This is a genomic window from Kytococcus sedentarius DSM 20547 (assembly GCF_000023925.1).
Taxonomy (GTDB): domain Bacteria; phylum Actinomycetota; class Actinomycetes; order Actinomycetales; family Dermatophilaceae; genus Kytococcus; species Kytococcus sedentarius.
In genome coordinates, this window is sequence record NC_013169.1 from 1,777,554 (window position 1) to 1,800,991 (window position 23,438).

Annotated in this window: 18 protein-coding genes; 3 read left to right on the forward strand and 15 right to left on the reverse strand. The window is 73.0% G+C overall.

Annotated elements, in window-relative coordinates:
• Window positions 1-142: 142 nt before the first annotated feature.
• The 4 genes from KSED_RS08410 to KSED_RS13700 all read right to left on the reverse strand — a co-directional run bounded on the left by KSED_RS08410 (window position 143) and on the right by KSED_RS13700 (window position 5,968).
• Entirely contained in the window at window positions 143-3,100 is a 2,958-nt protein-coding gene (locus KSED_RS08410) for a vitamin B12-dependent ribonucleotide reductase (RefSeq protein ID WP_015779672.1), read from the reverse strand.
• Between the two features lie 90 nt (window positions 3,101-3,190).
• Entirely contained in the window at window positions 3,191-3,691 is a 501-nt protein-coding gene (gene nrdR / locus KSED_RS08415; RefSeq protein ID WP_015779673.1) for a transcriptional regulator NrdR, read from the reverse strand.
• Window positions 3,692-3,893: 202 nt separating this feature from the next.
• Window positions 3,894-4,592: an LmeA family phospholipid-binding protein gene (locus KSED_RS08420; RefSeq protein ID WP_169307783.1), complete on the reverse strand. Its 699-nt coding sequence runs from the start codon at window positions 4,590-4,592 to the stop codon at window positions 3,894-3,896.
• Window positions 4,589-5,968 carry a cutinase family protein gene (locus KSED_RS13700; RefSeq protein ID WP_169307784.1) on the reverse strand — a complete coding sequence of 460 codons (1,380 nt, stop codon included), beginning with the start codon at window positions 5,966-5,968 and terminating at the stop codon, window positions 4,589-4,591. The genes KSED_RS08420 and KSED_RS13700 overlap by 4 nt, the downstream gene beginning before the upstream one ends.
• A gap of 59 nt (window positions 5,969-6,027) precedes the next feature.
• Between KSED_RS13700 and KSED_RS08435 the strand changes: the two genes are divergently transcribed.
• Window positions 6,028-6,459, forward strand: a complete 432-nt coding sequence (locus KSED_RS08435; RefSeq protein ID WP_015779676.1) for a hypothetical protein — start codon at window positions 6,028-6,030, stop codon at window positions 6,457-6,459.
• A 65-nt stretch (window positions 6,460-6,524) separates the two neighbouring features.
• On the opposite strand, the gene KSED_RS14915 is transcribed toward KSED_RS08435, so the two are convergent.
• Window positions 6,525-6,884 carry a LysM peptidoglycan-binding domain-containing protein gene (locus tag KSED_RS14915; RefSeq protein WP_169307785.1) on the reverse strand — a complete coding sequence of 120 codons (360 nt, stop codon included), beginning with the start codon at window positions 6,882-6,884 and terminating at the stop codon, window positions 6,525-6,527.
• 430 nt (window positions 6,885-7,314) lie between these two features.
• On the opposite strand from KSED_RS14915, the gene lexA reads away from it, so the two are divergent.
• The gene (gene lexA / locus KSED_RS08445; RefSeq protein ID WP_015779678.1) at window positions 7,315-8,016 is read left to right on the forward strand and encodes a transcriptional repressor LexA; all 702 of its coding nucleotides are present in this window, start codon (window positions 7,315-7,317) and stop codon (window positions 8,014-8,016) included.
• Here lexA and KSED_RS08450 read toward each other — a convergent pair.
• The 3 genes from KSED_RS08450 to KSED_RS08460 all read right to left on the reverse strand — a co-directional run bounded on the left by KSED_RS08450 (window position 7,991) and on the right by KSED_RS08460 (window position 11,700).
• Window positions 7,991-8,968, reverse strand: a complete 978-nt coding sequence (locus KSED_RS08450; protein ID WP_015779679.1) for a Sir2 family NAD-dependent protein deacetylase — start codon at window positions 8,966-8,968, stop codon at window positions 7,991-7,993. The two genes, lexA and KSED_RS08450, sit on opposite strands and share 26 nt — an antisense overlap.
• Window positions 8,958-10,358 carry a patatin-like phospholipase family protein gene (locus tag KSED_RS08455; RefSeq protein ID WP_015779680.1) on the reverse strand — a complete coding sequence of 467 codons (1,401 nt, stop codon included), beginning with the start codon at window positions 10,356-10,358 and terminating at the stop codon, window positions 8,958-8,960. The genes KSED_RS08450 and KSED_RS08455 overlap by 11 nt, the downstream gene beginning before the upstream one ends.
• Before the next feature lie 100 nt (window positions 10,359-10,458).
• Window positions 10,459-11,700, reverse strand: coding sequence for an aminotransferase class V-fold PLP-dependent enzyme (locus KSED_RS08460; protein WP_015779681.1), 1,242 nt, complete (start codon window positions 11,698-11,700; stop codon window positions 10,459-10,461).
• 81 nt (window positions 11,701-11,781) lie between these two features.
• Here KSED_RS08460 and KSED_RS08465 point away from each other — a divergent pair, with 81 nt between their 5' ends.
• The gene (locus tag KSED_RS08465; protein ID WP_015779682.1) at window positions 11,782-12,765 is read left to right on the forward strand and encodes a LysR family transcriptional regulator; all 984 of its coding nucleotides are present in this window, start codon (window positions 11,782-11,784) and stop codon (window positions 12,763-12,765) included.
• 87 nt (window positions 12,766-12,852) lie between these two features.
• On the opposite strand, the gene KSED_RS14920 is transcribed toward KSED_RS08465, so the two are convergent.
• From KSED_RS14920 to leuS, 7 genes are all read right to left on the reverse strand, one after another.
• The gene (locus KSED_RS14920) at window positions 12,853-13,644 is read right to left on the reverse strand and encodes a hypothetical protein (protein WP_015779683.1); all 792 of its coding nucleotides are present in this window, start codon (window positions 13,642-13,644) and stop codon (window positions 12,853-12,855) included.
• 363 nt (window positions 13,645-14,007) lie between these two features.
• The gene (locus tag KSED_RS08475; RefSeq protein WP_015779684.1) at window positions 14,008-14,517 is read right to left on the reverse strand and encodes a DUF6650 family protein; all 510 of its coding nucleotides are present in this window, start codon (window positions 14,515-14,517) and stop codon (window positions 14,008-14,010) included.
• Between the two features lie 73 nt (window positions 14,518-14,590).
• On the reverse strand, window positions 14,591-15,022 hold the full coding sequence (locus KSED_RS08480; RefSeq protein ID WP_015779685.1) for a hypothetical protein: 432 nt from the start codon (window positions 15,020-15,022) through the stop codon (window positions 14,591-14,593).
• Window positions 15,023-15,645: 623 nt separating this feature from the next.
• Entirely contained in the window at window positions 15,646-18,135 is a 2,490-nt protein-coding gene (locus KSED_RS08485; protein WP_015779687.1) for a ComEC/Rec2 family competence protein, read from the reverse strand.
• Window positions 18,132-19,049, reverse strand: a complete 918-nt coding sequence (locus tag KSED_RS15335) for a helix-hairpin-helix domain-containing protein (protein WP_015779688.1) — start codon at window positions 19,047-19,049, stop codon at window positions 18,132-18,134. The genes KSED_RS08485 and KSED_RS15335 overlap by 4 nt, the downstream gene beginning before the upstream one ends.
• 414 nt (window positions 19,050-19,463) lie before the next feature.
• Window positions 19,464-20,432 (reverse strand): DegV family protein, encoded by a 969-nt coding sequence (locus KSED_RS08495; protein WP_015779689.1) that lies wholly within the window; start codon window positions 20,430-20,432, stop codon window positions 19,464-19,466.
• Between the two features lie 10 nt (window positions 20,433-20,442).
• A complete protein-coding gene (leuS, locus tag KSED_RS08500; protein ID WP_015779690.1) occupies window positions 20,443-23,397 on the reverse strand; it encodes a leucine--tRNA ligase in 2,955 nt (984 codons plus the stop codon).
• Window positions 23,398-23,438 lie beyond the last annotated feature (41 nt).

The following is a 23,438-nucleotide window of genomic DNA, read 5'->3' on the forward strand; positions in this document are numbered from 1 at the left end:
AGAATCGGTCCTTGCCGCCAGCCACCGCCGATGCGGCTCGCCCCGGACGCACAGGACCCCGCCCGGGCACGGTGCCCGGACGGGGTCCCTCAGCGGAGCGTGACTGCCGGGTGGCTCGTCACCCGGCAGTCACTCGGCTCGATCAGCTGCAGCCGGAGGTGCTGCCGCAGCCCTCGCAGATGTGGCAGGAGCCGGCGGGGCGCATCTTGATCCCGCAGGTCATGCACAGCGGGGCGTCGGCGGCCTTGCCGAACTTCGCCTCCATCAGCTCGGCCGAGGAGTGCACGCCGGCGGCAACGGTCTGGGCGTTGCCGGCCACGGTGGCCTGGGCGTCGGCCGCGGCCTCACCCTCCACGGCGGTGTCAGCGGCCTCGACCTGCTGGGCGCTGGTCGAGCCCTCCGGACGCTTGGCCGCGGCCGGGGCGATCGACTGGCTGTAGGACTCGAGCTGCGACTCCATGGACTCCTCGTCCTCACCCTCACCGGACTGGGGCGCGTACGACCCGGTCTCGAGCTGGCGCGAACGCTCCTCGGCGGTGTGGATGCCCATGAAGTCACGGGTGTCGAAGTCCATGTAGTCCAGGGCCAACCGGCGGAACACGTAGTCCATCAGCGACTGGGCCATGCGGACGTCCTGGTCGTCGGTCATGCCGGCCGGCTCGAAGCGCAGGTTGCTGAACTTCTCCACGTAGGTCTCCAGCGGCACGCCGTACTGCAGGCCCACCGAGACGGCGATCGAGAACGCGTCCATCACCCCGGCCAGGGTGGAGCCCTGCTTGCCGAACTTCAGGAAGATCTCGCCCAGCGAGCCGTCCTCGTAGGTGCCGGCGGTCAGGTAGCCCTCGGCCCCACCCACGGCGAAGCTCGTGGTCTGCGCGGTGCGGCGCTTCGGCAGGCGGCGGCGCACCGGGCGGTACTCGATGACCTTCTCCACCGGGGCGGCGGACGCCTCGGAGGCCGGGGTGCCGTCGTCGGCCGAGCCCTTGTTCTCGCCCTTGCCGCTGGAGAGCGGCTGGCCCACCTTGCAGTTGTCGCGGTAGACGGCCAGCGCCTTCAGGCCGGACTTCCAGCCCTCCAGGTAGACCTCCTCGATCTCCTCGACGGTCGCCCGCTCCGGCAGGTTCACCGTCTTGGAGATGGCGCCGGACAGGAAGGGCTGCACGGCCGCCATCATGCGGACGTGGCCCATCGGCGCGATGGCGCGCTCCCCCATCGCGGTGTCGAAGATCTCGTAGTGCTCCTCGGCCAGACCGGGGGCGTCCACCACGTGACCGTGCTCGGCGATGTACTCGACGATGGCGTCGGTGGCCGCCTGGTCGTAGCCCAGCAGCTTCAGCGCGCGCGGGATGGTCTGGTTGACGATCTGCATCGACCCGCCACCGACGAGCTTCTTGAACTTGACCAGCGAGAAGTCAGGCTCGATGCCGGTGGTGTCGCAGTCCATCATGAAGCCGATGGTGCCGGTCGGCGCGAGCACGGAGGCCTGCGCGTTGCGGTAGCCGTGCTCGTCGCCCAGGGCCACGACGGCGTCCCAGGCCTCGGTCGCGGCGTCCTGGATGTGGGCGTCCATCTCGTGCAGCGGCGCGAGCTCGGCGTTCGCGTCGCGGTGCTGGCGCATCACGCGGTTGTGCGCCTCGGCGTTGCGGGCGTAGCCGTTGTACGGGCCCACGACGGCGGCCAGCTCGGCGGAGCGCTTGTAGGACGCACCGGTGAGCAGCGAGGTGATGGCGGCGGCCAGCTGGCGGCCACCCTCGGAGTCGTAGCCGTGGCCGGTGGCCATGAGCAGGGCGCCCAGGTTGGCGTAGCCGATGCCCAGCTGGCGGAAGTTGCGGGTGGTCTCGCCGATCGGGTCGGTCGGGAAGTCCGCGAAGCAGATGGAGATGTCCATCGCGGTGATGACCAGCTCGGTCACGGCCTGGAAGCGCTCGACGTCGAAGGTGTCGTCGTCGTTGAGGAACTTCAGCAGGTTCAGGCTCGCAAGGTTGCACGACGAGTTGTCCAGCGACATGTACTCCGAGCACGGGTTGGACGCGTTGATGCGGCCCGACTCGGGGTTGGTGTGCCAGTGGTTGATGGTGTCGTCGTACTGGATGCCCGGGTCGGCGCACTCCCATGCGGCCTTGGCCATGCGGGTGAACAGGTCCGCCGCGTTCACGGTCTCGATCACGTCGCCGGTGGAGCGCGAGCGCAGCCCGAACTCCTCGCCGTTCTCCACGGCGCGCATGAACTCGTCGGAGACGCGCACCGAGTTGTTGGCGTTCTGGTACTGCACGGAGGTGATGTCGTCGCCGCCGAGGTCCATGTCGAAGCCCGCGTCACGCAGGGCGCGGATCTTGTCCTCCTCGCGCGCCTTGGTGTCGATGAACTCCACGATGTCCGGGTGGTCCACGTCCAGCACGACCATCTTGGCCGCACGACGGGTGGCGCCACCGGACTTGATGGTGCCCGCCGAGGCGTCGGCACCGCGCATGAAGGACACCGGGCCCGAGGCGTTGCCACCGGAGCTCAGGAGCTCCTTGGAGGAGCGGATGCGCGAGAGGTTCAGGCCGGCGCCGGAGCCACCCTTGAAGATGAAGCCCTCCTCGCGGTACCAGTTCAGGATCGAGTCCATGGAGTCGTCCACGGACAGGATGAAGCAGGCCGACACCTGCTGCGGGCTCTTGGTGCCCACGTTGAACCACACCGGGGAGTTGAACGAGAAGATCTGGTGCAGCAGCGCGTAGGTGAGCTCGTGCTCGAACACCAGCGCGTCGTCCTCGGTGGCGAAGTAGCCGTGCTTCTTGCCCGCCCCCACGTAGGTGAGCACCACGCGGTCGATGAGCTGCTTCAGCCCCGTCTCGCGGGCGGGGGTGCCCACTGCACCGCGGAAGTACTTGGTGGTGACGATGGTGGAGGCGTTCGCCGACCAGAAGGACGGGAACTCGACGTCCTCCTGGCGGAAGATCACCTCACCGGTCTTCCAGTTGGTCTGCTCGACCGTGCGCTTCTCCCAGGTCACCTCGTCGTAGGGGTGCACGCCGGGGGTGGTGTGGATGCGGTTGATCGTCAGTCCACCGCCCGACTGCTGGGTCGCTGCGGGAGCCTGTGTGGTGTCGGTCATGACCTCTCCTGTGTGGGGCGGGTGGGCGGCCGGGCCGCCGGGTGTCTCTTCGGGTGGGTTCGTGCAGGGGGGCGCGATGCGGTGAGCGTGTCAGCGAGCGCCGACAACCTCGGGCTCCGTGGCGCCCGGTGCCGGGCCCTCACGGGTGGCGTCCTGGCGCAGCTCGGCGATGGCGTCCTCGAAGTCCGCCAGCGAGTCGAAGTTGCGGTACACCGAGGCGAACCGCAGGTAGGCCACGAGGTCGAGCTCGCGCAGGACGGGCAGGACCGCCATGCCGATCTCGTGGGCGTCGATCTCTGCGTGGCCACAGGCGCGGATGTTCTCCTCCACCTGCTGGGCCAGCAGCATCAGCTGGTCGTCGGTGACGGGCCGTCCCTGGCACGCCTTGCGCACCCCGGACATCACCTTGTCGCGCCGGAAGGGCTCGCTGGCCCCGGAGCGCTTGACCACGCTGAGGGTCGCCGACTCGATGGTGCCGAAGCGGCGCTCGCAGGCCGCGCACTGGCGCCGCCGACGGATCAGCGTGCCCTCGTCCTGGACGCGCGAGTCCACCACCTTGGTGTCCTCGTGGCGGCAGAATGGACAGTGCACGGAAACCCCTAGTTTGCGCGAAATGTGGCTTATCTTGTGGTCCTGAGCAGTTCCGACCACTAGATGTAGAGACTACGGGTCGATGGGGCGTGGTGCAAGCAGCGGCCGGGGACGACTGGGTCACACCCGCCAGGAGCGCACCGGCGCACCGATGCACACCCCCGGCAGCGGCGCGTCGCACCCCGTGGACCGCACCGGCGGGTCACCACGTCGGGACGGTCATCTCCTCGGCCCGGAAGTCGAGCTCCACCCCGTCCTGGGTCACCTGCACACCGGTCCACCGCAGGCCCTCGAAGGTCGGCAGGTAGACGTACGTGGACACCCGCGGCAGGAGCCCGTCGATGACGTCCTGGGGGACGTCCACCTCATCGAGGCTGGCCTGGGCGTCCTGCAGCCCGAGCTGGCCGGAGCGGCTGTCCACGACCGGCCGCCCGGTGACGCGGACCGGGAGCCGCTCCCCCAGGACGCCCACCTGGGTGGTGATCGTGAGCATGCCGTCGTCGTCGCCGGAAAGCTCCACCCCGGTCACGCGGGAGAGGTCCTCCCACCGGGTCGCCGCCCTGCCCGAGCCGCTGCCGATGACGACCTCGCCCCCGGCCAGGCCGCGCACGTCCTGGGCCACCACGTCGACGTCCAGCACGATCTCCTCGGCCAGCACGGTCGCCACGGCGCCGTCGACCTGCCCGGTGATGCGGTCGTAGTCGTCCCGCACGACCTGCCAGGTGGCCGGCCAGCCCTCCACGTCCGCCGTCACCCGCCCGTCGGCCACCTGGCCGACCTCGGACTCGATACGGTTCTCCACGTACTGGCGCAGGAAGACGTCACCCACCACCAGCCCGAGCACGACCGCCAGCAGCACCACGAGGCCGATGAGGCGGCGACGCGTGAACCAGGGGCTCACCGGCGCCTCCACAGGGCCCACGACAGGCCCAGCGTGGTGAGCGACAGCACACCCACCGCGCCGGCCAGCAGCGGCACCAGCCACGCCGGCCCCGTCTCCCCCGAGGCACCAGCGGCCCGGGCGTCGCCGTCACCCGACCCACCCTCGGGGCCGTCGCCCGCGCCCGTGGAGGTGTCCGCCGTGGGCTCCGCGTCCCCCGAGGGCGACACGGTGGGCCCGGCCCCCGGGTCGTCGCTGGGAGGCGGGTCTACCCACGGCTCGGGGGGCGGCCCCGACGGCTCCTCCGGGGCCGCAGCCGCCTCGCCCACCAGCCGGGCGAGCTCCTCGGCGGCGGTCCGCACCACGTCGGTGCTGTAGCCGCCGTGGACTGGGCGGGCGGCGGCGAACTCGTCCTGCATCGAGCTCGATGAGGTGAGCATCCGGCTCATCGCCGGGGCCGCGTCGCACACGAGGTCACCCTCGCTGCACACGGAGAGGATGCGGGAGTACAGCCGGGCGGGCACCACCTCGTGCGCGGTGTTCAGGGTCCCGGCGATCACCCCGTTGGAGACCTTGCCCTCGTGCAGGGCGAAGACCTCGTCCACCAGGTTGTGCACCGCCTCGCGCCGCGTGGTGTCGTCACCGGGGCGGGCCTGCGCGCGCAGGTAGGTCAGCGTGGCCGCCAGACCGATGGCGGGCGTGTCCACCTGGCCGTCGACCTCCCGGGCGTTCTGCCCCGGGTGGTGGGCAGGGTTCCCGAGCAGCAGCGCGCCGGCGAGCGTCGAGCTGTCCGCGCCGCCGGCGACGGCCCGGGTGATCACCTGTGCGCCCTGCGAGAAGCCCACCAGGAGCACCTGCTGGCCCGGGCAGCGCCGGGCGCTCTGGCCAAGCACGCGGGTGAGCTCCTGGGAGCCCTCCTCCACCGAGTCGAAGTAGTCCGAGCTGGGAGGGGCCGGGTCCAGCACGTGCGCCTCGAGGTCGTGGGTCCCCAGCGTGTGCGGGGACACCGCCGGGTAGTCCAGCCAGATCTGGTTGGCGGGCCGGTCGAGCTCCTCGGACAGGATCGTCCGCACACCCTCGACCGTTCCGCCCCACGGGGCCTTCTCCCCCGAGCCGCGCACGCCGACGAACAGCACGTCCCGGCAGGGCAGCGAGTCCACGCCCCAGGAGGGCGTGGGGTCCGCGGACCACGAGGGGTGGGCTCCCGCCCGGTCCGCGGCGACGGGCACGGAGCCGGAGGGGGCCGCACCCGCGGGCGCCGCGCCGCCGAACCCCAGCCCCTGGACCACTGCTGCCAAAGAGAGTGCGACGGCTGCTCGACGGGCTGCCCGGCCGGGGCGCGCGCTCGCCCGGGGCACCCCCGAGGGGCCGGGCGCGGGACGTCGGCGAGCACTCACGGAACCCATTGTGGCGGTGTCGTCACCCGCCGCGCGAGGTTGTGTGGTGGAGTGGCGCCATGGACCTCGCGATGCCCGCTCCGAACGAGACCGACCGCCTGCACGCCATGACCCGCAACCGCGGGGACCAGGACACCATCACCGCCCTGTGGAAGGTCGGCTTCGCGCTGCCCCGCTGGTGGTTCCTGCCGGCCGGCCCGGAGGGCTCGGTCGCCCCCGCTGCCGCCGAGATCGAGGGCGTGATGATGCTGCTGGGCTTCACCAGCAGCGAGCGGGCGCGGCACTTCGCGGTGGAGCAGGGGATGATCGACCCCGAGCAGCCCGCCGACCTCCTGGCCAAGGAGCCCATCGAGATCGTCCGCGGTGCCGGGGACTTCCTCACCGCCGGCATCAAGGGTGTGGTGATGGACGTGCACATCTCCGGGTGGTTCGCACCGTTCGAGGGCCTGGGCCCGATGTGGCGTCGCGCCACCGGCACGCCCCTCGACTGAACACCCCCGCCGGCACGGCCCACACCCGTCCCGGTCGGTCGAGCACCGCCCAGGGCACCCAGGGCTCAGGGGCGCGGAACGACCAGCTCCTGGCCCGCCTCCACCTGCGAGGTGCCCAGACCGTTGGCCTCCTGGACCATCAGCACGCCCTGCTCCACCGGGATCCCCGGCAGGTGCTCGGCCGCCACGTGGCTCAGGGTCTCCCCGGGCCCGACGACGACCCGCTGCGAGCCGGCGTCCCCGCCGACCCCCGCGGCCTGCCAGGCCAGCAGGAGCACCACGACCACGGCCAGCGCGAGCCCCAGCAGCTGCCGGGCCATCCGGCCCCGGGCCGTGAGGCGCATGCGCGGCGCCGTCGTTCCAGCACGTCCGCCCGCGACAGCTCGTCGGCCGGCGGGCCTCATCTCCATCGTCATCGCAGTCATGCCATCTCCTTCGGTCGGGCGAACGGAACCCTCGACCCCGGGGACCGGTCCCTGTTCGAACGCGTCGTACGGGTCCATCCACAGGCTGAGACGTGTGTCCGTCGCAACTCTGTACGATGTGTAGCACAGGTGAGCGACGATCGCCAAGACACGCCCGAACGAATGTCCGCGCTGGCAGGCTTTCCGTCGTAGTCTGTGACCACACGGTTGGCGGGAGCTCGTTGCTCCCCACCTGGTTCACCGGGTCTCCCGGGGAGCGGGTGGAGCGATCTCCCGACAACACCCGAAGTCAAGCGGTGACCACCGACAACATCGAGGAATCGTTGGAATCTCAACGAATCGAATGAGGACCTGGTCCTCACGATGGCGGCGGCGTGATCCGGCCACGACGGACGACGACCGCCTCGACGACCCGCGAAGGGGGAACACCATGGCCATCCGGAAGAACGAGCCCGGGCTGCGGAACACCGAGCCACTGACCGAACGACAGACGCGTGTACTGGAGGTCATCCGCCGCTCCATCGACGAGCGCGGGTACCCGCCGAGCATGCGTGAGATCGCTGAGCAGGTGGAGCTGGCCTCGGCCAGCTCCGTGCAGCACCAGCTCAACGCCCTGCAGCGCAAGGGCTACATCCGCCGCGACCCCAACCGCCCCCGGGCGCTGGAGATCCTCGATGCCGCCTGGCCCGGGGACCGCGGCTACCGCAAGCTCGACGAGGAGACCTGGGACCCGTCCGAGGCCGCGGACAACCACCCGCCGGCCTCGTACGTACCGGTGGTGGGGCAGATCGCCGCCGGCGGCCCGATCCTGGCCGAGGAGCACATCGAGGACGTCTTCCCGCTCCCCCGCCAGATCGTGGGCGACGGTGAGCTCTTCCTGCTGCGCGTCAAGGGCGACTCGATGGTGGACGCCGCCATCTGCGACGGCGACTGGGTGGTCGTGCGCCGCCAGCAGGCCGCCATCAACGGCGACATCGTGGCCGCGATGCTCGACGACGAGGCGACGGTGAAGACCTACAAGAAGGTCAAGAACCAGATCTGGCTGCAGCCGCACAACCCGCTGTTCGACCCCATCGACGGCAACGACGCCACCATCCTGGGCAAGGTCACCGCGGTGCTGCGTCGGGTCTGATCCCCACGCCGAGCACGTCGGCCACGGCCGCCAGGGTCGTGTCCACCATCGCGTCGATCGTGAGGCTCGCCTCGCGGTCGGCGCGGTGCCACCCCCGGGTGACCACCGCGACCGGCCCGCCGGCGCGGTGCACGTGCCGCGCGAAGCGGTAGCCGCTCATCACCTTCAGGCTCGAGCCGAGCACCAGCAGGCCGTCGGCGGCGTCCACCATCGCGTAGGCGTCGGCGACGCGCGGCTTGGGGACGTTCTCCCCGAAGTAGACGACGTCCGGCTTCAGCTCGTCCGAGCCGCAGACCAAGCACTCCACCGTGCGGAACGCGGCCACGGTCTCCTCGTCCAGTGCGACGTCACCGTCGGGCCGCACCTGCGCCCCGCCCAGCACGATGTCGCGGTGGTGCGGGTTCGCCGCGGCCAACCGCGCCTGGATGCTCTCGCGCGACTCGGCCGCCCCACAGACCAGGCAGACGATGGCCGAGAGCGTCCCGTGCAGCTCGAGCACGTCCGGGGACCCGGCCCGCTGGTGCAGCCCGTCGACGTTCTGCGTGATCACCCCGGTGATGCCTGCCACGGCACCGGAGACCACGCCCTCGGTCTGCAGCGCCGCCAGGAGGCGGTGCCCCGCGTTCGGCTGCGCCCCGGTGAACCGCTCCCAGCCCACGAAGGCCCGCGCCCAGTACCGGCGTCGCGACTCGGGGCCGGCGCGGAAGTCGCCGATCGTCATCGGCTGGACGCGGCGCACCCCATCGGGCCCGCGGTAGTCCGGGATCCCCGATGCGGTGGACATGCCCGCCCCGGTCACCACGGCCAGGCGGTGGCGCTCCAGCAGGCGGGCGAGCGCCTCGACCTCCTGCGGCGCGGCCTCCACCGGGGGCGGGAGCGTCACGACCGGCGCCAGCTCGGGGACGCCCTGGTCGCCCGACCCACCGGCGCCCGGCACCCCCTCAGCGGACACGACGCTCCCTCCCGGAGCGAGGGGGACGGCGCCCCAGCACGGACATGCGCCCCGAGCCCCGCAGCGCCCGCAGCGCCACGTCGGGATCGGCCACCTCGGGGTGCGGGTAGCGCGCCGGCGCGTCACGCATGATCAGCTGCGGGGCGTAGCGGCGCACCGCTGAGTCCGCGACCCCGTACCCGTGGCGCTCGATGATCTTCTGCTCGGCCTCGCTGAATGAGTCCATGTCCGTGCGGATCTGGTTGATCCGCACCGCCACCTCGATGGGGTAGCTCTGCGGCACGCGCGAGTCCATCGCCCAGGTCGCCCCCTCCAGGACCCCCCAGTTGAAGGCCGAGTGCAGCCACCGAAGCCGGGTGACCTCACCGCCGCCGGAGGCGATGGAGATCACGTGCAGGATCCGGCCCAGCGGCGTCCGGGCGCTGCGGGCGCGGAAGACCGCCCCCCCGTCGCTGACGAGCACCCCGGCGTGGTCGCGCCACACCGGCTCGAGGGCGAGATTGTCGTAGATCCCCCCGTCCACGAGCTGGATGGTGCGGTCGATGCGGGGCGCCGCAGCCGCATCGACCTGCCCCACGCGTCCCCCGGAGAGGTCGAACGCGGAGGCCTCGAGGTCGAACGGGGCGAAGTAGGGCGGGTAGGCGCTCGAGGCGGCGACCGCATCGGCGATGCGGAGCCCCGCCGGTGGCGCGCCGTACCCCAGCCGGTAGTCACCCACCCGGCCGTGCGGCGGGTGGGCGCGGGAGTCCGCGAAGGTCCAGTTCACGCCGTGGGCGAGCTCGGTGGCCTCCACCACCACGGCGGGCCCGCTGGTGCGGTGGCCGTCGCGCAGGTCGCGGGCCCACCAGTCGATGTGGTCGACGAAGCGGTCGGCGAGCGCGCGGGAGCTGGTGTCGGCCGAGCGGCGCACCTTGGGGCCGAAGCCGGACACCATCGCCCGGGTGCGCAGGTTCTGGCGCGTCAGGCGGCGCAGGGGTTCGGCCACGTACTCGTCGAAGCCGCGGACTCGCGGCGCGGAGAACAGCCCACCGGGCACGGTGTCGCCGCGCGGGAGCGGCGGGGCGGTGGGATCGGGTTCCACCAGGTCGGCGGAGTCGATGCTCTCGGACAGGTCGTGCGGGTCCGGCCACTCGAGGCGCGGGTCGGCCAGCAGCATCGCGGCGATGGACCCACCGGAGACGGCCGAGACGGTGCGGAGCTGCCCGAGCATCCCCAGCTCGTTCAGGCGGCGCAGTGCCCCGAGGTGGAACAGCGCCGCACGGAAGCCCCCACCGGAGAGGCACAGCGCGGTGCCCCGGCGCGGACCGCGCCAGCTGGGGCCGTGGTGCGCCTCGTCCCGGGCGGCAGCCATCTGCGCGCCGGCGGGGTCCGGAAGGTGGGTCTCGGGCACGGAAGCATCACACCACATCGGGCCCGTGCCCCGGGACGGCGACGGGGTGCCGATCGGTGTGGTGCGCCCCCTCCGGCAGCGCACCACACCGGACCGGGGCTCAGCCCCGCAGGGATCCCCCGGCAGTGGACGACACGAAGGGGGTGAGGACCCCCAAGGCGGCCTCGACGTCGGCCTGCGTGTTCCACACGTGGAAGCTCAGGCGCACTCCCCCGGCACGCTGCGAGAGCGTCAGGCCCGCGCGCGCAGCGGCCACGGCGGCCTCGTCGGGCAGGCCCAGGCTGACGATCGCCGAGTCGGAGTCATCCAGGCCCATCCCCCGCCGGAACGCGTTGGTGAGGGCCACCGAGTGGTCACGCAGCTGCGTCGCCGGCACCTGCACGAAGTCCTCCAGCGCCGCGACCGCCCCGGGCCACAGCGGCCACCCGGGCGAGACGTCGAAGCGGGAGGCGCGGCCGGAGAGCTGCATGGCCGGGCCGTACATGGAGTCCCAGATGACCTCGCCGGCGTACCACCCCGCGTTCACCGGGACCAGTGCCTCCATGGCCCGGTCCGAGACGGTCATGTATGCGACGCCGCGCGGGTGGCACATCCACTTGTAGGCCGAGCACACGGTGACGTCGACCGCCGAGGCGTCCACCGGGGACCAGCCGACGGACTGGGTGGTGTCGCACACGGTCAGGGCGCCGACTTCCGATGCGGCGCCCGTCACCTCATCGATGCCGGTGAGGCTCCCGCAGGCGGACTGGCTGTGGCTGAACACGACCGCGGCCGTGTTCTCGCCCAGCGAGGAGCACAGCTCCGCCCGGGGCACGGAGCGCACGGTGATGCGGCCGCCCTCGCGGGTGGGGTGCGGGCGGTCGGCCTGCACCAGGAAGGGGTAGACGAGGCTCGAGAAGTCGCCGTCCACCACGACCACCTCGCCCCCGTCGGGGACCCCTGCGGCGATCATGCCGGCGAACACGGAGGTCTGCGAGCCCGTGGCCACCCGCTCCGGACGGACACCCACCAGGCCGGCGTACAGGGCCCGCGCGCGCTCCACGTCGTCGTGGTAGGTCACCGGGGAGACGTCGCCGGTGGTCCAGCGCCGGGCGTCGCGCGCCATCGCCTCGGTGGTGGAGCGGGTCGGCAGGCCACAGGTCGCGGCGTTGAGGTAGCCCCCGGTGGTGGCGAACTGGTCGCGCAGCCAGGCGAGGTCGCGCGTCCCGGCGGCACCGGGGGCCGGCTGTGAGGCGTCGGAGGCCGACGGGGCAGCGGCGTGGACGGCGTCCACGGCGGGGGCCGACGGGGCAGCGGCGTGGACGGCGTCCACGGCGGGGGCGGAGGTGGGAGCGGCGACCATGACCCCATCCTCGGCGCTTGAGACGGATTACACAATGGCGCGACACTTTTCCCGCGCCAAACAAGAGGTTACAGTTGAGGGATGATTGACACGGCAGGGCTGCGCATCATGCGTGCCATCTCGGAGCAGGGGTCCTTCACGGCGGCTGCCCACTCACTGGGCTACACCCAGCCGGCCATCTCGCAGATGGTCCGGCGGCTGGAGGGACGTATCGGCACTCCTCTGGTGGAGCGCCAAGGACGGACCGTCCGGCTCACCCAAGCCGGGCAGGTCCTCGCCCGGCACGCTGTCACCGTGCTGAGCCTGCTCGACACCGCCGAGCAGGAGCTCAGCGCCCTGGCCGGACTGCAGTCCGGACGGGTGCGCGTGGCCGCGTTCCCCTCATCGAGCGCCGCCCTGGTGCCCCACGCCCTGCGCGACCTGCGCGCCGAGCACCCCGCCATCGAGATCCAGCTCACCGAGGCGGAGCCGCCGGAGTCGCTGGCCGCCCTGCGTGACGGCCGCTGCGACCTGGCCGTGGCCTTCTCCCACAGCGGCACCCCCGTGGGGCGCGAGGTGGACGACCTGGCCGGGCTGGAGATCCGCGACATCCTCACCGACGAGATGCTGATCGCCCTGCCGGAGGACCACCCCCAGGCGGGCGGCGACACCGTGGCCCTCGCCGCGCTGGCCGACGACCCCTGGATCGCTGGGTGCGCCCGCTGCCGCGGCCACCTGATGCACCTGGGCCAAGAGGCCGGGTTCATCCCCCGCGTCGAGTTCCAGACCGAGGACTACGTCGCGGTGCTGGGGCTGGTCTCCGCAGGGCTCGGGGCGGCGCTGGTGCCGCGGATGGTGCTGCGCCACGTCCGCCACGAGGGCGTGGTGGCGCTGCCGCTGAGCCAGCGCTCGGAGCGGACCATCCACGCAGTCACCACGGCGGACCTCCTGCGGGTGCCCGCCGTGGCCGCGATGATGGACTCGCTGTGCCGGGCGGCGGGCGAGATGGCCCCCGAGCAGGTCGTCACGGCCCGCGATGCCGGACACCCGACCACCGACGACCTCGCGGAGCGCTTCGGCGGCTGACGGCGCCACCGCTGTGATGGGCCGGTGACGGGCGGGCGCGCTCCGCCGGCGACTGCCGGTCACAAGCGGGCCCACCACAGACCCGTGTCACTGGCCCCGACGGCGACGTCTCCGTGCTCGACCGTCCCGACCACGGTGCTTCCCGCGGCGTCGAGCCGTTCCAGGGTCGCCGGCGCCGGGTGACCGTGGTCGTTGTCGCGGCCGGCACTCACCAGCGCCAGCGGCGCGCCCCGGGCCAGCAGTGCCTCCCCCTGGCGGGCCGACCCGTGGTGCGGCACCTTCAGGGGCCTCCTCCCGACGCAGCCTCTCCTCCTCCTCACGGCGGCGGCGCTCCTGCTCCATCCGCACGGCTCGCTCGCTCGCCTCGTCGACGGCGGCGAGCACCTCGGGCAGCCGGTCCTCGACCGTGATGCGGGCACCGTCGGTCCACGAGGCGCCGGTCTTCCTCCCGTCGCGGTCCGTGAGGTGCAGCCGCAGCCGGCCGTCGCCGACGTAGTCGTAGGTCGGCGTCCAGGCGTACTGGCCCTTGGCGCGACGAGCAGCCTCCTCCTTCGTGTCCTCGTGGGGACACCGCTTCGTCACCTCGCTGAACACGATCCTGACGGGAGCGTGCCCGGCGTCGAGCAGGAGCAGAGCCTGGCTGTCGTAGCGCAGGTAGGTGCCGCGGTAGCCGTCGGACTCCTGGCGCGCCTCCACGGGTTTGACCATCCACCCGCGCGCCAGCGCCCCCGTGACGAGCGCGTGGGCGATCAGCACGCACCGGCGGCGCAAGGGCGTCGGCAGGCGTCCGGACCGGTCCCTGAGCTCCTTGACGGCCGGGGGCGGCCGACGGACGACCTGGCGCAGCGGGACCTGCGCCTCGCGCTCCTGCGATGCCACGACGGGCTCCGGCTCCTCGGCGGCCGCCGGGGACGTCCGCGTGGTCTTCGGCCCAGCGGGGCGCGCGGCACCGCGCCGTCGCGGCGTCGCCGGCCCCTCGTCCCTCTCGGGCTCCCCCGGGTACCTGCCGTGCTCGACGAAGTACCGACCCGCGTCCGTGAGCTCTGCCGTCCACCTGCCGCCCGGGCGGCAGGTGGACGAGGCCGCGCGGGGCGAGCGCTGCTGCGCTCTGCTTCATGTCCGGGCGCGGCGGGTCATGGGAGCCGCCGGCTGCGAGCCAGTCGAGCACCGTGCGCTGGGCGTCGTTGACAGGTCGGGGTGCTGTGGACCTTATGACTTACTCTGCAGCAACTCGGGCCCACGTCATGGCTTGTTGCGCCACACGTCTGACATCACCCTCGCAGTCACGTCGACGTCGCTGAGGTCCAGGTTGCGAGGGGTAGAGACTCCGAATAGATGAAGCGCCAGCGCCACGTACCGATTCACCTCGGTCCTCAACGCGCGCAACTGGTTCGCGAGCAGCTGGGGATCTGGATAGTTGGTAGGCGTCGCGGGCGGGTTGTACGCGCGGAGGAACTCAATGCACGCCTGCTGGATCTCCTGTGCGATCTCGGCGGCCTCCTCACTCTCGACCAAGCTCAGTGTGCTGCGCGCGAATTCCCTGGCTTCGGAAACTGACTTCGTGACCTGGTCGCCGACCTCTAGGGCGATGTCTTCGAAGAAGGCACGGCGAGCGTCGATGAAGTCGACGAGGGACTGGAGCTCGGCTCCATCGGTGCGAACCAGCGAGGAGGAGAGTCCACCGCCAGTGGCGCTCGCGGATGCACCCGTGATGCGTCGGCGGTACTTCTTCGGGCCGCGTCGTGTGGGCATGCCGTCATTGTACCGCAGGCTGGGCCCAATTCGACGGTGCGGGACCGTCCAACACGGTGCACGACGTCGTCCATCAACCGACCGCCCTACCGAGCTCGTCGAGGTCCTCGGGCTTGATCTTGCGAGCGCCGACGACCCGGCAGAACTCGCCCGGGCTCATCGCGCCGTCGTCGACCGCGGCCAGCATCGCGCGCGTGAACCTGCGCCCGTTGTACTTGCGGACGGCGTTGACTGGCTTGGGCTGGCGCGCCTGCTTCTTCGGCCTGCCGCGGAAGGCCTCGCCGAGCTCGCGCAGGTGCTCGCATGCCACGTCCCACCCGAGGAGCTTGAGGCCCTGGGCGCGGACGACCAGCGCACTGGGGGTCACCTTGAGCTCGTCCGCCGCGTGCTGGATCGCGTCGAGCGACGACAGGTCCAGGGAGCGCACGAGCTGCTCGGGCATGAGCATCTCCCCGACGATCGCGTACTCCGGCGGCGGAGCGTCGCGCAGGGTTGTCGTGTCCATCGTGACGGCCCTGAACATCTTGCGGCCGATGAGGGCGGTGAACAGTGCCAGGGTGAAGAGCTGCCGCCCGGTGGGCTTCCTCGTCCTCGCCGTGGCTGCCTCCCGCGAGGAACACGTAGGGGGCCTTCGCGTCTGGGACCGTGAGGCCGCTGAACAGGATCTTGGCGAGGGACTGCGGCATGTAGCCCTGGACGCTCCTGGCCACCAGGACGTGGGCCGCTTCCAGGTGCTCGAAGTACAGATTCAATGCCGCCTGCTTGGTCTTCTGGGCCCTAAGGTCCTCCCCGCTCAGCCCGAGCACGCCGAACAGGGCGAGGGCGTCCTGCTGCGGCGTCCGGGCGCGCGGGCGAGATGGCCTCCGAGCAACCGACGGCCTGAGCCACTGCCCCACGGGGGGGCACTGGTCCCATGGAACACCTCGGACGCCGGACCGTCCTGGCCACGCTGCTCGTCGCCCCGCTGGCCGCCTGCGGCGGCATGCTGGGCGACCCCGACGACCTCGCAGAGCACTTCGGCGGCTGACGGCGCCGGCGCCGCGGGGACGGTGCGCCGGCGACGGGCGGGGAGCCAGTGACGGGCGGAGCGGCCACGGTGGAGCGCGCTGCTCCGCCGGCGGCTGCCGGTCACAAGCGGGCCCACCACAGACCCGTGTCACTGGCCCCGACGGCGACGTCTCCGTGCTCGACCGTCCCGACCACGGTGCTTCCCGCGGCGTCGAGCCGTTCCAGGGTCGCCGGCGCCGGGTGGCCGTGGTCGTTGTCGCGGCCGGCACTCACCAGCGCCAGCGGCGCGCCCCGGGCCAGCAGTGCCTCCCCCTGGCGGGCCGACCCGTGGTGCGGCACCTTCAGCACGTCCACGGGCACCTCGGCGGTCAGGGCCTGTACCGCCGCCCCACCGGTCTTCTCCAGGTCCCCCGTGAGCAACACCCGCACCGGTGCCGCACCACCGTCTGCCGGGACCCAGGCACCGCCGGCCGCCCCTGCTGCCGGCCCGGCCGCTCCCACCTCGGCGTGGAGCACGAGGCTGCCGTCGTTGCGGCGGTCGTCGGGGGCCACGTCCACCCCGGCGCGGGGCCACACGGCCGTCAGGCGGGCCGCACCCAGGTCCACCCGGTCCCCTGCGGCGAACGGCTCGATGGGGGTGCCCCGGGCGCGCGCGACCTCCCGCCACTCCGCGGGGTGCCCCGGCTGCATCGGACGGGCGAGCTCGGACGGCGACGCCCAGACGGCGCCAACGGGCACCGCATCGAGCACGGCTCCCAGGTTCCCCGAGTGGTCGGCGTGCGCGTGGGTGACCACCACGGCATCCAGGGCACGGACCCCCGCTGCGCGCAGGCAGGAGGGCGTGCGGGCGCCAGGGGGTCCGGTGTCCACCAGTACCGCACGGTCGGGAGCGGTGCGCACCAGGAAGGCGTCCCCCTGGCCCACGTCGCACATCACCACGCGCCAGTCGGTCGCGGCGCCGGCGCTGCCGAGGCCGGGCACCGCCGCAGGGAGGCGCGGCCCGGCCCAGAGCACCCCGAGCACCAGCGCCGTGCACCCGGCCGAGGCCGTCACCATGTCGCGCCACCGGCCGGGCCGGGCCAGCAGACGCACCAGCGGGGGGCCGCTCACAACCACCAGGGCCAGGACCACCGCCAGCACGAGCCCTCCCCGGCCGTCGGCGGGCCAGGGAACCGCCCCGTGGGGAACCGCGGCCCCGGCCCGGGCAATCCACCCGATCACCTGCGCCGGAGCCGCGGCCACCCAGGCGATGGCGTCGGCGAGGGGCTCGGCCACCGGGTGCACCAGCACCACCACCACACCGCCGACCGTCGCCGGGGCCACCAGCGGGGCCGCAGCCAGGTTGGTGAGCAGGCCCACCACACTCACCTGCCCCTGCAGCATCGCCACCACGGGGGCCGTCGTCAGCGCCGCGGCCACCGGGATCACCAACGCCTGCGCCACCGGTTCGGGCACCGCCGGCCAGCGCCGCCGCAGCGCCTCGGCCCAGGGCCGCACGAAGAGCACCAGGCCGAGCGTGGCCAGCACCGAGAGCGCGAACCCGTAGGACCGCGCGAGCCACGGGTCCCACACCAGCAGGAGCACCATGCTCGTGGCCAGTGCCGGCAGCGAGGCCGCCCGGCGCGAGGCGGTCATGCCCACCAGGGCCACGCCGCCCATCACCCCGGCGCGCAGCACCGACGGCTCGGGGCGCGCGAGCACCACGAACCCTCCCAGCGCCAACGCGGCCGCCCACGGTCTGAGGCGTCGCGGCACGCCCACCCCCGTGCACACCCACAGCACGGCACCCACCACGATCGCGACGTTGGACCCGCTCACCGCGCTGAGGTGGGTCATGCCGGTCTCGTTCATGGCTTCGGTGAGCTCCTCGGGCGTCAGCGAGGTGTCGCCCAGGACCAGGCCGGGCACCAGGCCGCGGGCATCGGTCCAGACCGGGTCCATCGACTCACGCAGCCCCTCGCGCAGGCTCTCGGCCACCCGCCAGCCCCCGCCCGGCGGCCGGACCTCCTGCGGCCCCTTCGCCGGCGACAGCACGGCCACCACGTCGTCCCCGGGGTCGCTGGGCTCCACCAGGCCGGTCACCTCCAGCCGGGTGCGCCATGTGAGCTCGTCCCAGCCCGAGCCGGGCCGCGCGATCACCAGCACCGGCGCGTTGGCCGCCGACTCCTGCCCGCGGTGCTCGATGCGGTGTGCCCGGGCCCGCAGCAGCACCAGCTCGCTGCGTCCGAAGCGCCCCTCGCTCACCACCCGCCGGGCGTCGGCGGTGAGGGTGACCTCGGCGCTGACGACCGCCTCCTCGGCGATGGCCCGGGCCACCAGGCCCTGCTGCCGGGAGGTCTCGGCCAGGGTGGAGACCCCCAGCAGCAGGGCAGTGAGGATGCCGCTGAGCGTGAGCACCGCCGCCCCCACCCGGGCGCGGTCCCGCCCGGGCCGCCGGAACCACCACAGGCCACCGGCGGCCACCAGGGCGCACCCGCCGACGCAGGCCCAGCGCAGCGGGGCGCCCCAGGCCAGGCCGGCGGCAGCCACCGCCCAGGCGACCAGCGCGGGGACCAGCAGCCGGAGGTCGAGCCGTGACCGGTCACGTGCCCCGGCCGCGTGGCTGCTCACCCGACCCTCACGTGCGGCCGCAGCGTGGCCAGGGTCTTCTCCCCGATGCCGCTGACCTCCATCAGCTCGTCCACGGTGGTGAACTGCCCGTTCTCCTTCCGCCAGGCCAGGATGTGCTCCGCGGTCACCGGCCCCACGCCGGGAAGCTCCTCGAGCGCGGCCTGGTCGGCGGTGTTGAGGTCGAGCGGGCCCCCGTCACCCGCCGCGCCGCCGCCCGCCGGGGCACCGGGTGCACCCGCCCCCGGAGCGCCGGGCCCACCAGCAGCCGCCGGGGACGGGGGCTCCTCGCCGGGACGCAGCGCCAGGATCTGCTCCCCGTCGGTCACCGGCCGGGCCAGGTTGAGGCGCTGCTCGTCCGCCTGCCCGGTCAGACCGCCGGCGGCCTCCACCGCGTCCCCAACCCGGCTCCCGGCCGGCACCCGCACCACCCCGGGGCGGCGGACCTCCCCCACGACGTGGACGGTCGCCGCGGCCTGGGCGCTCGCCGCGCCGGACGCCGGGTCCTGCCCGGCGTCCGCGCCCGGGGACGGGTCCTGGGCACCCGCCGGACCCGGAGCCGCGGGGTCACCGCCGACGGCGCCGGCCGAGCCTGCCTCCCCGGAGGCCACCGTCTCCGCACCCTGAACGTCCGCGTCCGCCGGCCGCTCGACCGGGTGCGGCGCTGCCTGCCGGCCGGACCACCAGGTCCACCCGCCCAGCGCCACCACCAGCAGGAGCGCTGCCAGCGCCACCCATCGCAGGACCGAGGCCTGGACGCCCCACCGGGCACCGGCCACCGACTCCGGCACCTCCACCGCCGACGAGAACACCCGGGCCGCCTGCCCGCGCGCCGGACCACGTCCGGGCTGCTGCCCGGCGTCGTTCCGCTCCCGCTTCGGTTCCCAGACCACCCGCTCCTCGGGTTCGTTCTCCATGGTCATCACCCCCGCGCCGCACGCTAGGTGGGTGGTCCACGGCGGCCGGGCTCCCCGCATCGGGGCCTGTGGACGAGCGCCCGCGCCCCGCCCGGGCCCCCGGCCCCTGCCGCTGCCGCTGCATCAGGAAACCCTCACGCACCCCTCACGGCCCCTTCACGAGGGGTCTCCACACTCTCCACCACCAAGAACACCCGGTTCTTCGTCATCGGCAACCGCGTGGACGGCACCCTGCAGTGCAAGAGCAACCGCCCCGTGCCGACCGGTTCCAAGAACGTCGTCCAGGGCAACAAGGAAGGTCAGTGCAAGCGCTTCTGACCCGCTCGTGACGCCCGGTGGCCGGTGATCCCCCCATGGTCACCGGTCACCGGGCGTCCGGGCGCGGCAGTCCGTCCGCGGGGCAGCCGGCGTCCCTCAGGGTGCGGGCGTCCAGCGCCCCGGGTCGCCCTCCACCCGCGGCGAGACCACGATGGCGACCGTCCCCACCCCGGTGTGCGCGCCGACCGTGGCGCCCAGCCGGCTGATGCGCACCGCGACGGTGTCGTCCACCGCGGCCCGCAGTGCCGCCGCCATCTCCTTCGCCGTCTCGGGGCGCTCCAGGTGGTGCACCGTGACGTCCACCGCGGTGCCCTCACCATCGGAGAACTCGTCGTCGGTGAGGCTGTCGATGACGGCGTCCGCCGCCGTCGTGGCCGTCTCCTGACCCCACGCGAGCAGGGCCTGTCGGGCGGCCCGCAGGGTGCGCACCTTCTGCCAGCCGTCCACCGACCCGTCACGGGCCACCTGCAGCAACGGCTTCACCGACAGCGCCGTGCCCAGGAAGGCCTGCGCCGCCCCGATGCGGCCACCTCGCCGCAGGCGGTCGAGCGACTCCACCACGAAGCGCACCTGGGTGCGGTCGATGGTCCGGTTGACCACGTCCACCACCGCGTCCAGGTCCGCCCCGGCCGCCGCGGCCCGCGCGCCGGCCAGCACCGGCGCGGCCAGCCCGCCCGAGACGCTCCGGGAGTCGATCACCGTGACCGGCAGCTCCAGCATCGATGCGGTGGACCGCGCCACGTCGCCGGTCGCCGACATCTTGCTCGAGAGGTGGACGCTGACGACGTGCTCGGCCCCGGCGTCCAGGGCCGAGCGCCACGCGGCCTCGAACTCCGAGGGCCCCGGCGAGGCGGTGGTCACCGCGGCGCGGGAGTCGAGCGCGGAGGCCAGGCGCTCCGCATCGAGGTCAACGCCCTCCCGGTGGCTGGTGCCGTCCACGACGACGTGGAGCGGAACCATGCCCACGCCCCAGCCGAGCTCGCCGAGGGACGCGTCGCCGCCGTCCCCCAGCGCGAGCGCGAGCTCGGCGGTGGAGTCGGTGACCAGCGCGACGGACTGCGGCATCGGTGCCACCTCAGACCACGATGTTGACGAGGGTCGGGGCCTTCACGATCACCTTGCGCACCGGCGCGCCGTCGATGAACTGCTGCACCCGCTCGCTGGCCAGTGCCTGCGCCTCCAGGTCGTCGGCGGGGATCTCCGGGGAGACCTCGAGGCGGTCACGGACCTTGCCCTTGATCTGCACCACGCAGGTGACCGTCTCGGCCACCAGCATCGCCTCATCGGCCTGGGGGAAGGGCTCGGTGGCCAGGGAGCTCTCGTGCCCCAGGCGGCTCCACAGCTCCTCGGCGACGTGCGGGGCCAGCGGGGCCACCATCTGCACGAGCGGCTCGGCCACCTCACGCGGCACGGCCGGCAGCTTGGTGACGGTGTTCGTCAGCTCGATCAGCTTGGAGACCGCCGTGTTGAAGCGCAGGTTCTCGAAGTCGTCGGCCACACCCGCGATCGTGCGGTGCAGGGCGCGCAGGGTCTCGTCCTGGGCGGCGTCGTCGGTCACCAGCAGCTCACCGGTGGTCTCGTCCACGATCGCGCGCCACAGCCGCTGCAGGAAGCGCTGCGAACCCACCACGGCCCGCGTCTCCCACGGGCGGGAGGCGTCCAGCGGCCCCATCGACATCTCGTAGACGCGGAAGACGTCCGCGCCGTACTGCGCGCACATCTCATCCGGCGTCACCACGTTCTTCAGAGACTTGCCCATCTTCCCGTACTCGCGGGTGACCGGCTGGCCCTCCCACTCGTACAGGATGCCGTTCTGCGCCCGGGGGTGGTCGGGGGCCTGGGTCTCGGTGACCTCCGCCGCCGGCACCGGCTGGCCCCGGTCGTCGCGGAACGCGAAGGCCTGCACCATGCCCTGGTTGAACAGGCGGCGGAAGGGCTCGTCGGAGCTCAGGTGGCCCAGGTCGAACAGCACCTTGTGCCAGAAGCGCGCGTACAGCAGGTGCAGCACCGCGTGCTCCACGCCGCCGACGTACAGGTCCACGCCGCCGGGGTCGTCCGCGACGCCCTCGCCGAAACCGCGGCCCGGGCCCATCCAGTACTCCTCGACCGCCGGGTCCACGAAGGCCTGGTCGTTGGTGGGGTCGGTGTAGCGCAGCTCGTACCAGCAGGAGCCAGCCCAGTTGGGCATCGTGTTGGTCTCGCGCCGGTACTGCTGGGGGCCGTCTCCCAGGTCGAGCGTGACGTTCACCCAGTCGGCGTTGCGGCCCAGCGGCGACTCGGGCTGGGTGTCCCAGTCCTCCGGGTCGTAGGTCTTGGGGCTGTAGTCGGCCACCTCGGGCAGCTCGACGGGCAGCTGGTCGGCCGGCACCGCGTGGGCGCGGCCGTCGGCGTCCCACACGATGGGGAAGGGCTCACCCCAGTAGCGCTGGCGGCTGAACAGCCAGTCCCGCAGCTTGTAGGTGATGGTGCGGTGCCCGGACCCGGTGGACTCCAGGTGGGCGATGATGCGGTCCTTCGCCTCGGCGACGCCCAGCCCGTTCAGGTCGACCTGCTCGTTGGCGGAGTTGATCGCCGGGCCCTCACCGGTGAAGGCGGTGTCCTCGTCGTGGCCCTCGCTGGGCTGCACGGTGCGGACGATCGGCAGCTCGTAGGTGGTCGCGAAGTCCCAGTCGCGCTGGTCCTGGGCGGGGACAGCCATGATCGCTCCGGTGCCGTACCCCATCAGCACGTAGTCGGCCATGAACACCGGCACACGCTCCTCGGTGACCGGGTTGGTGGCCCAGATGCCGGTGAACACGCCGGTCTTGGCGCGGTCGTCCGCCTGCCGGTCCAGGTCGGACTTGCGGGCAGCCGCCTGCCGGTAGGCCGCGACCGCCTCGGCCGGGGTGGCGTGCCCGCCGGTCCAGGCCTCCCCGGTGCCCTCCGGCCACTGGGCCGGCACCGCATCGGCCACCGGGTGCTCCGGGGCGACGACCATGAAGGTGGCGCCGAACAGGGTGTCCGGGCGGGTGGTGAAGACCTCCAGCCGGGTGCGGCCGTCGGCATCGGCGGGCAGGGAGGCGGCGTTGGGGACGGCCACCTCGAAGAACACGGCGGCGCCGGTGCTGCGGCCGATCCAGTTGCGCTGCATGGAGGCCACCGACTCGGGCCACTGCAGGCGGTCCAGGTCATCGACCAGGCGGTCGGCGTAAGCGGTGATCCGCATCATCCACTGCGGCAGGTTGCGCTTGAAGACCGGGAAGTTGCCACGCTCCGAACGGCCGTCGGCGGTGACCTCCTCGTTGGCCACCACCGTGCCCAGGCCCGGCACCCAGTTCACCGGGGCGTCGCTCAGGTAGGCCAGACGGCGGGCGTCGACCGCGTCGGCGCGCTCCCCCGCATCGAGCTCGTCCCAGGGGCGGCCGTCGGGGGTGGGCACCTCGCCGCTCGCGTAGGCGGCCTCCAGCTCCTCGATGGGGCGCGCGCGGCCCGTGGTGCCGGGGCGGCGACCCGGGGCCTGGGGGTCGTACCAGGAGTTGTAGACCTGCAGGAAGATCCACTGCGTCCAGCGGTAGTAGTCCGGGTCGATGGTGGCGAAGGTGCGCTGGTCGTCGTGGCTCAGACCCAGCTGGCGCAGCTGCCGGCGGTAGGTCTCCATGTTGGCCTCGGTGGTGGTGCGCGGGTGCTGGCCGGTGGCGACGGCATACTGCTCCGCGGGCAGGCCGAAAGCGTCGAAGCCCATCGTGTAGAGGACGTTGCGGCCGGTGGTGCGCTGGTAGCGGGCGTAGACGTCGGTGGCGATGAAGCCCAGCGGGTGGCCCACGTGCAGGCCCGCGCCCGAGGGGTACGGGAACATGTCCTGGATCATCACCTTCGGGCGGGCGGCGACGGCCTCGCGCTCGGAGGGGTCCGCGGGGGCCAGGTCACCGGTGGGGTTGGGCGCCCGGAAGGTGCCCTCAGCGGCCCAGCGGTCCTGCCAGCGGGCCTCGATCTCGTTGGCCAGTTGCGGGGTGTACCGGAACGGGGTCTCGTTGCGGTCGTTCTCGCTCATGGGCTCTCCTGGCGGGCGGTGTGTGCGGTGGTCTGGACGGT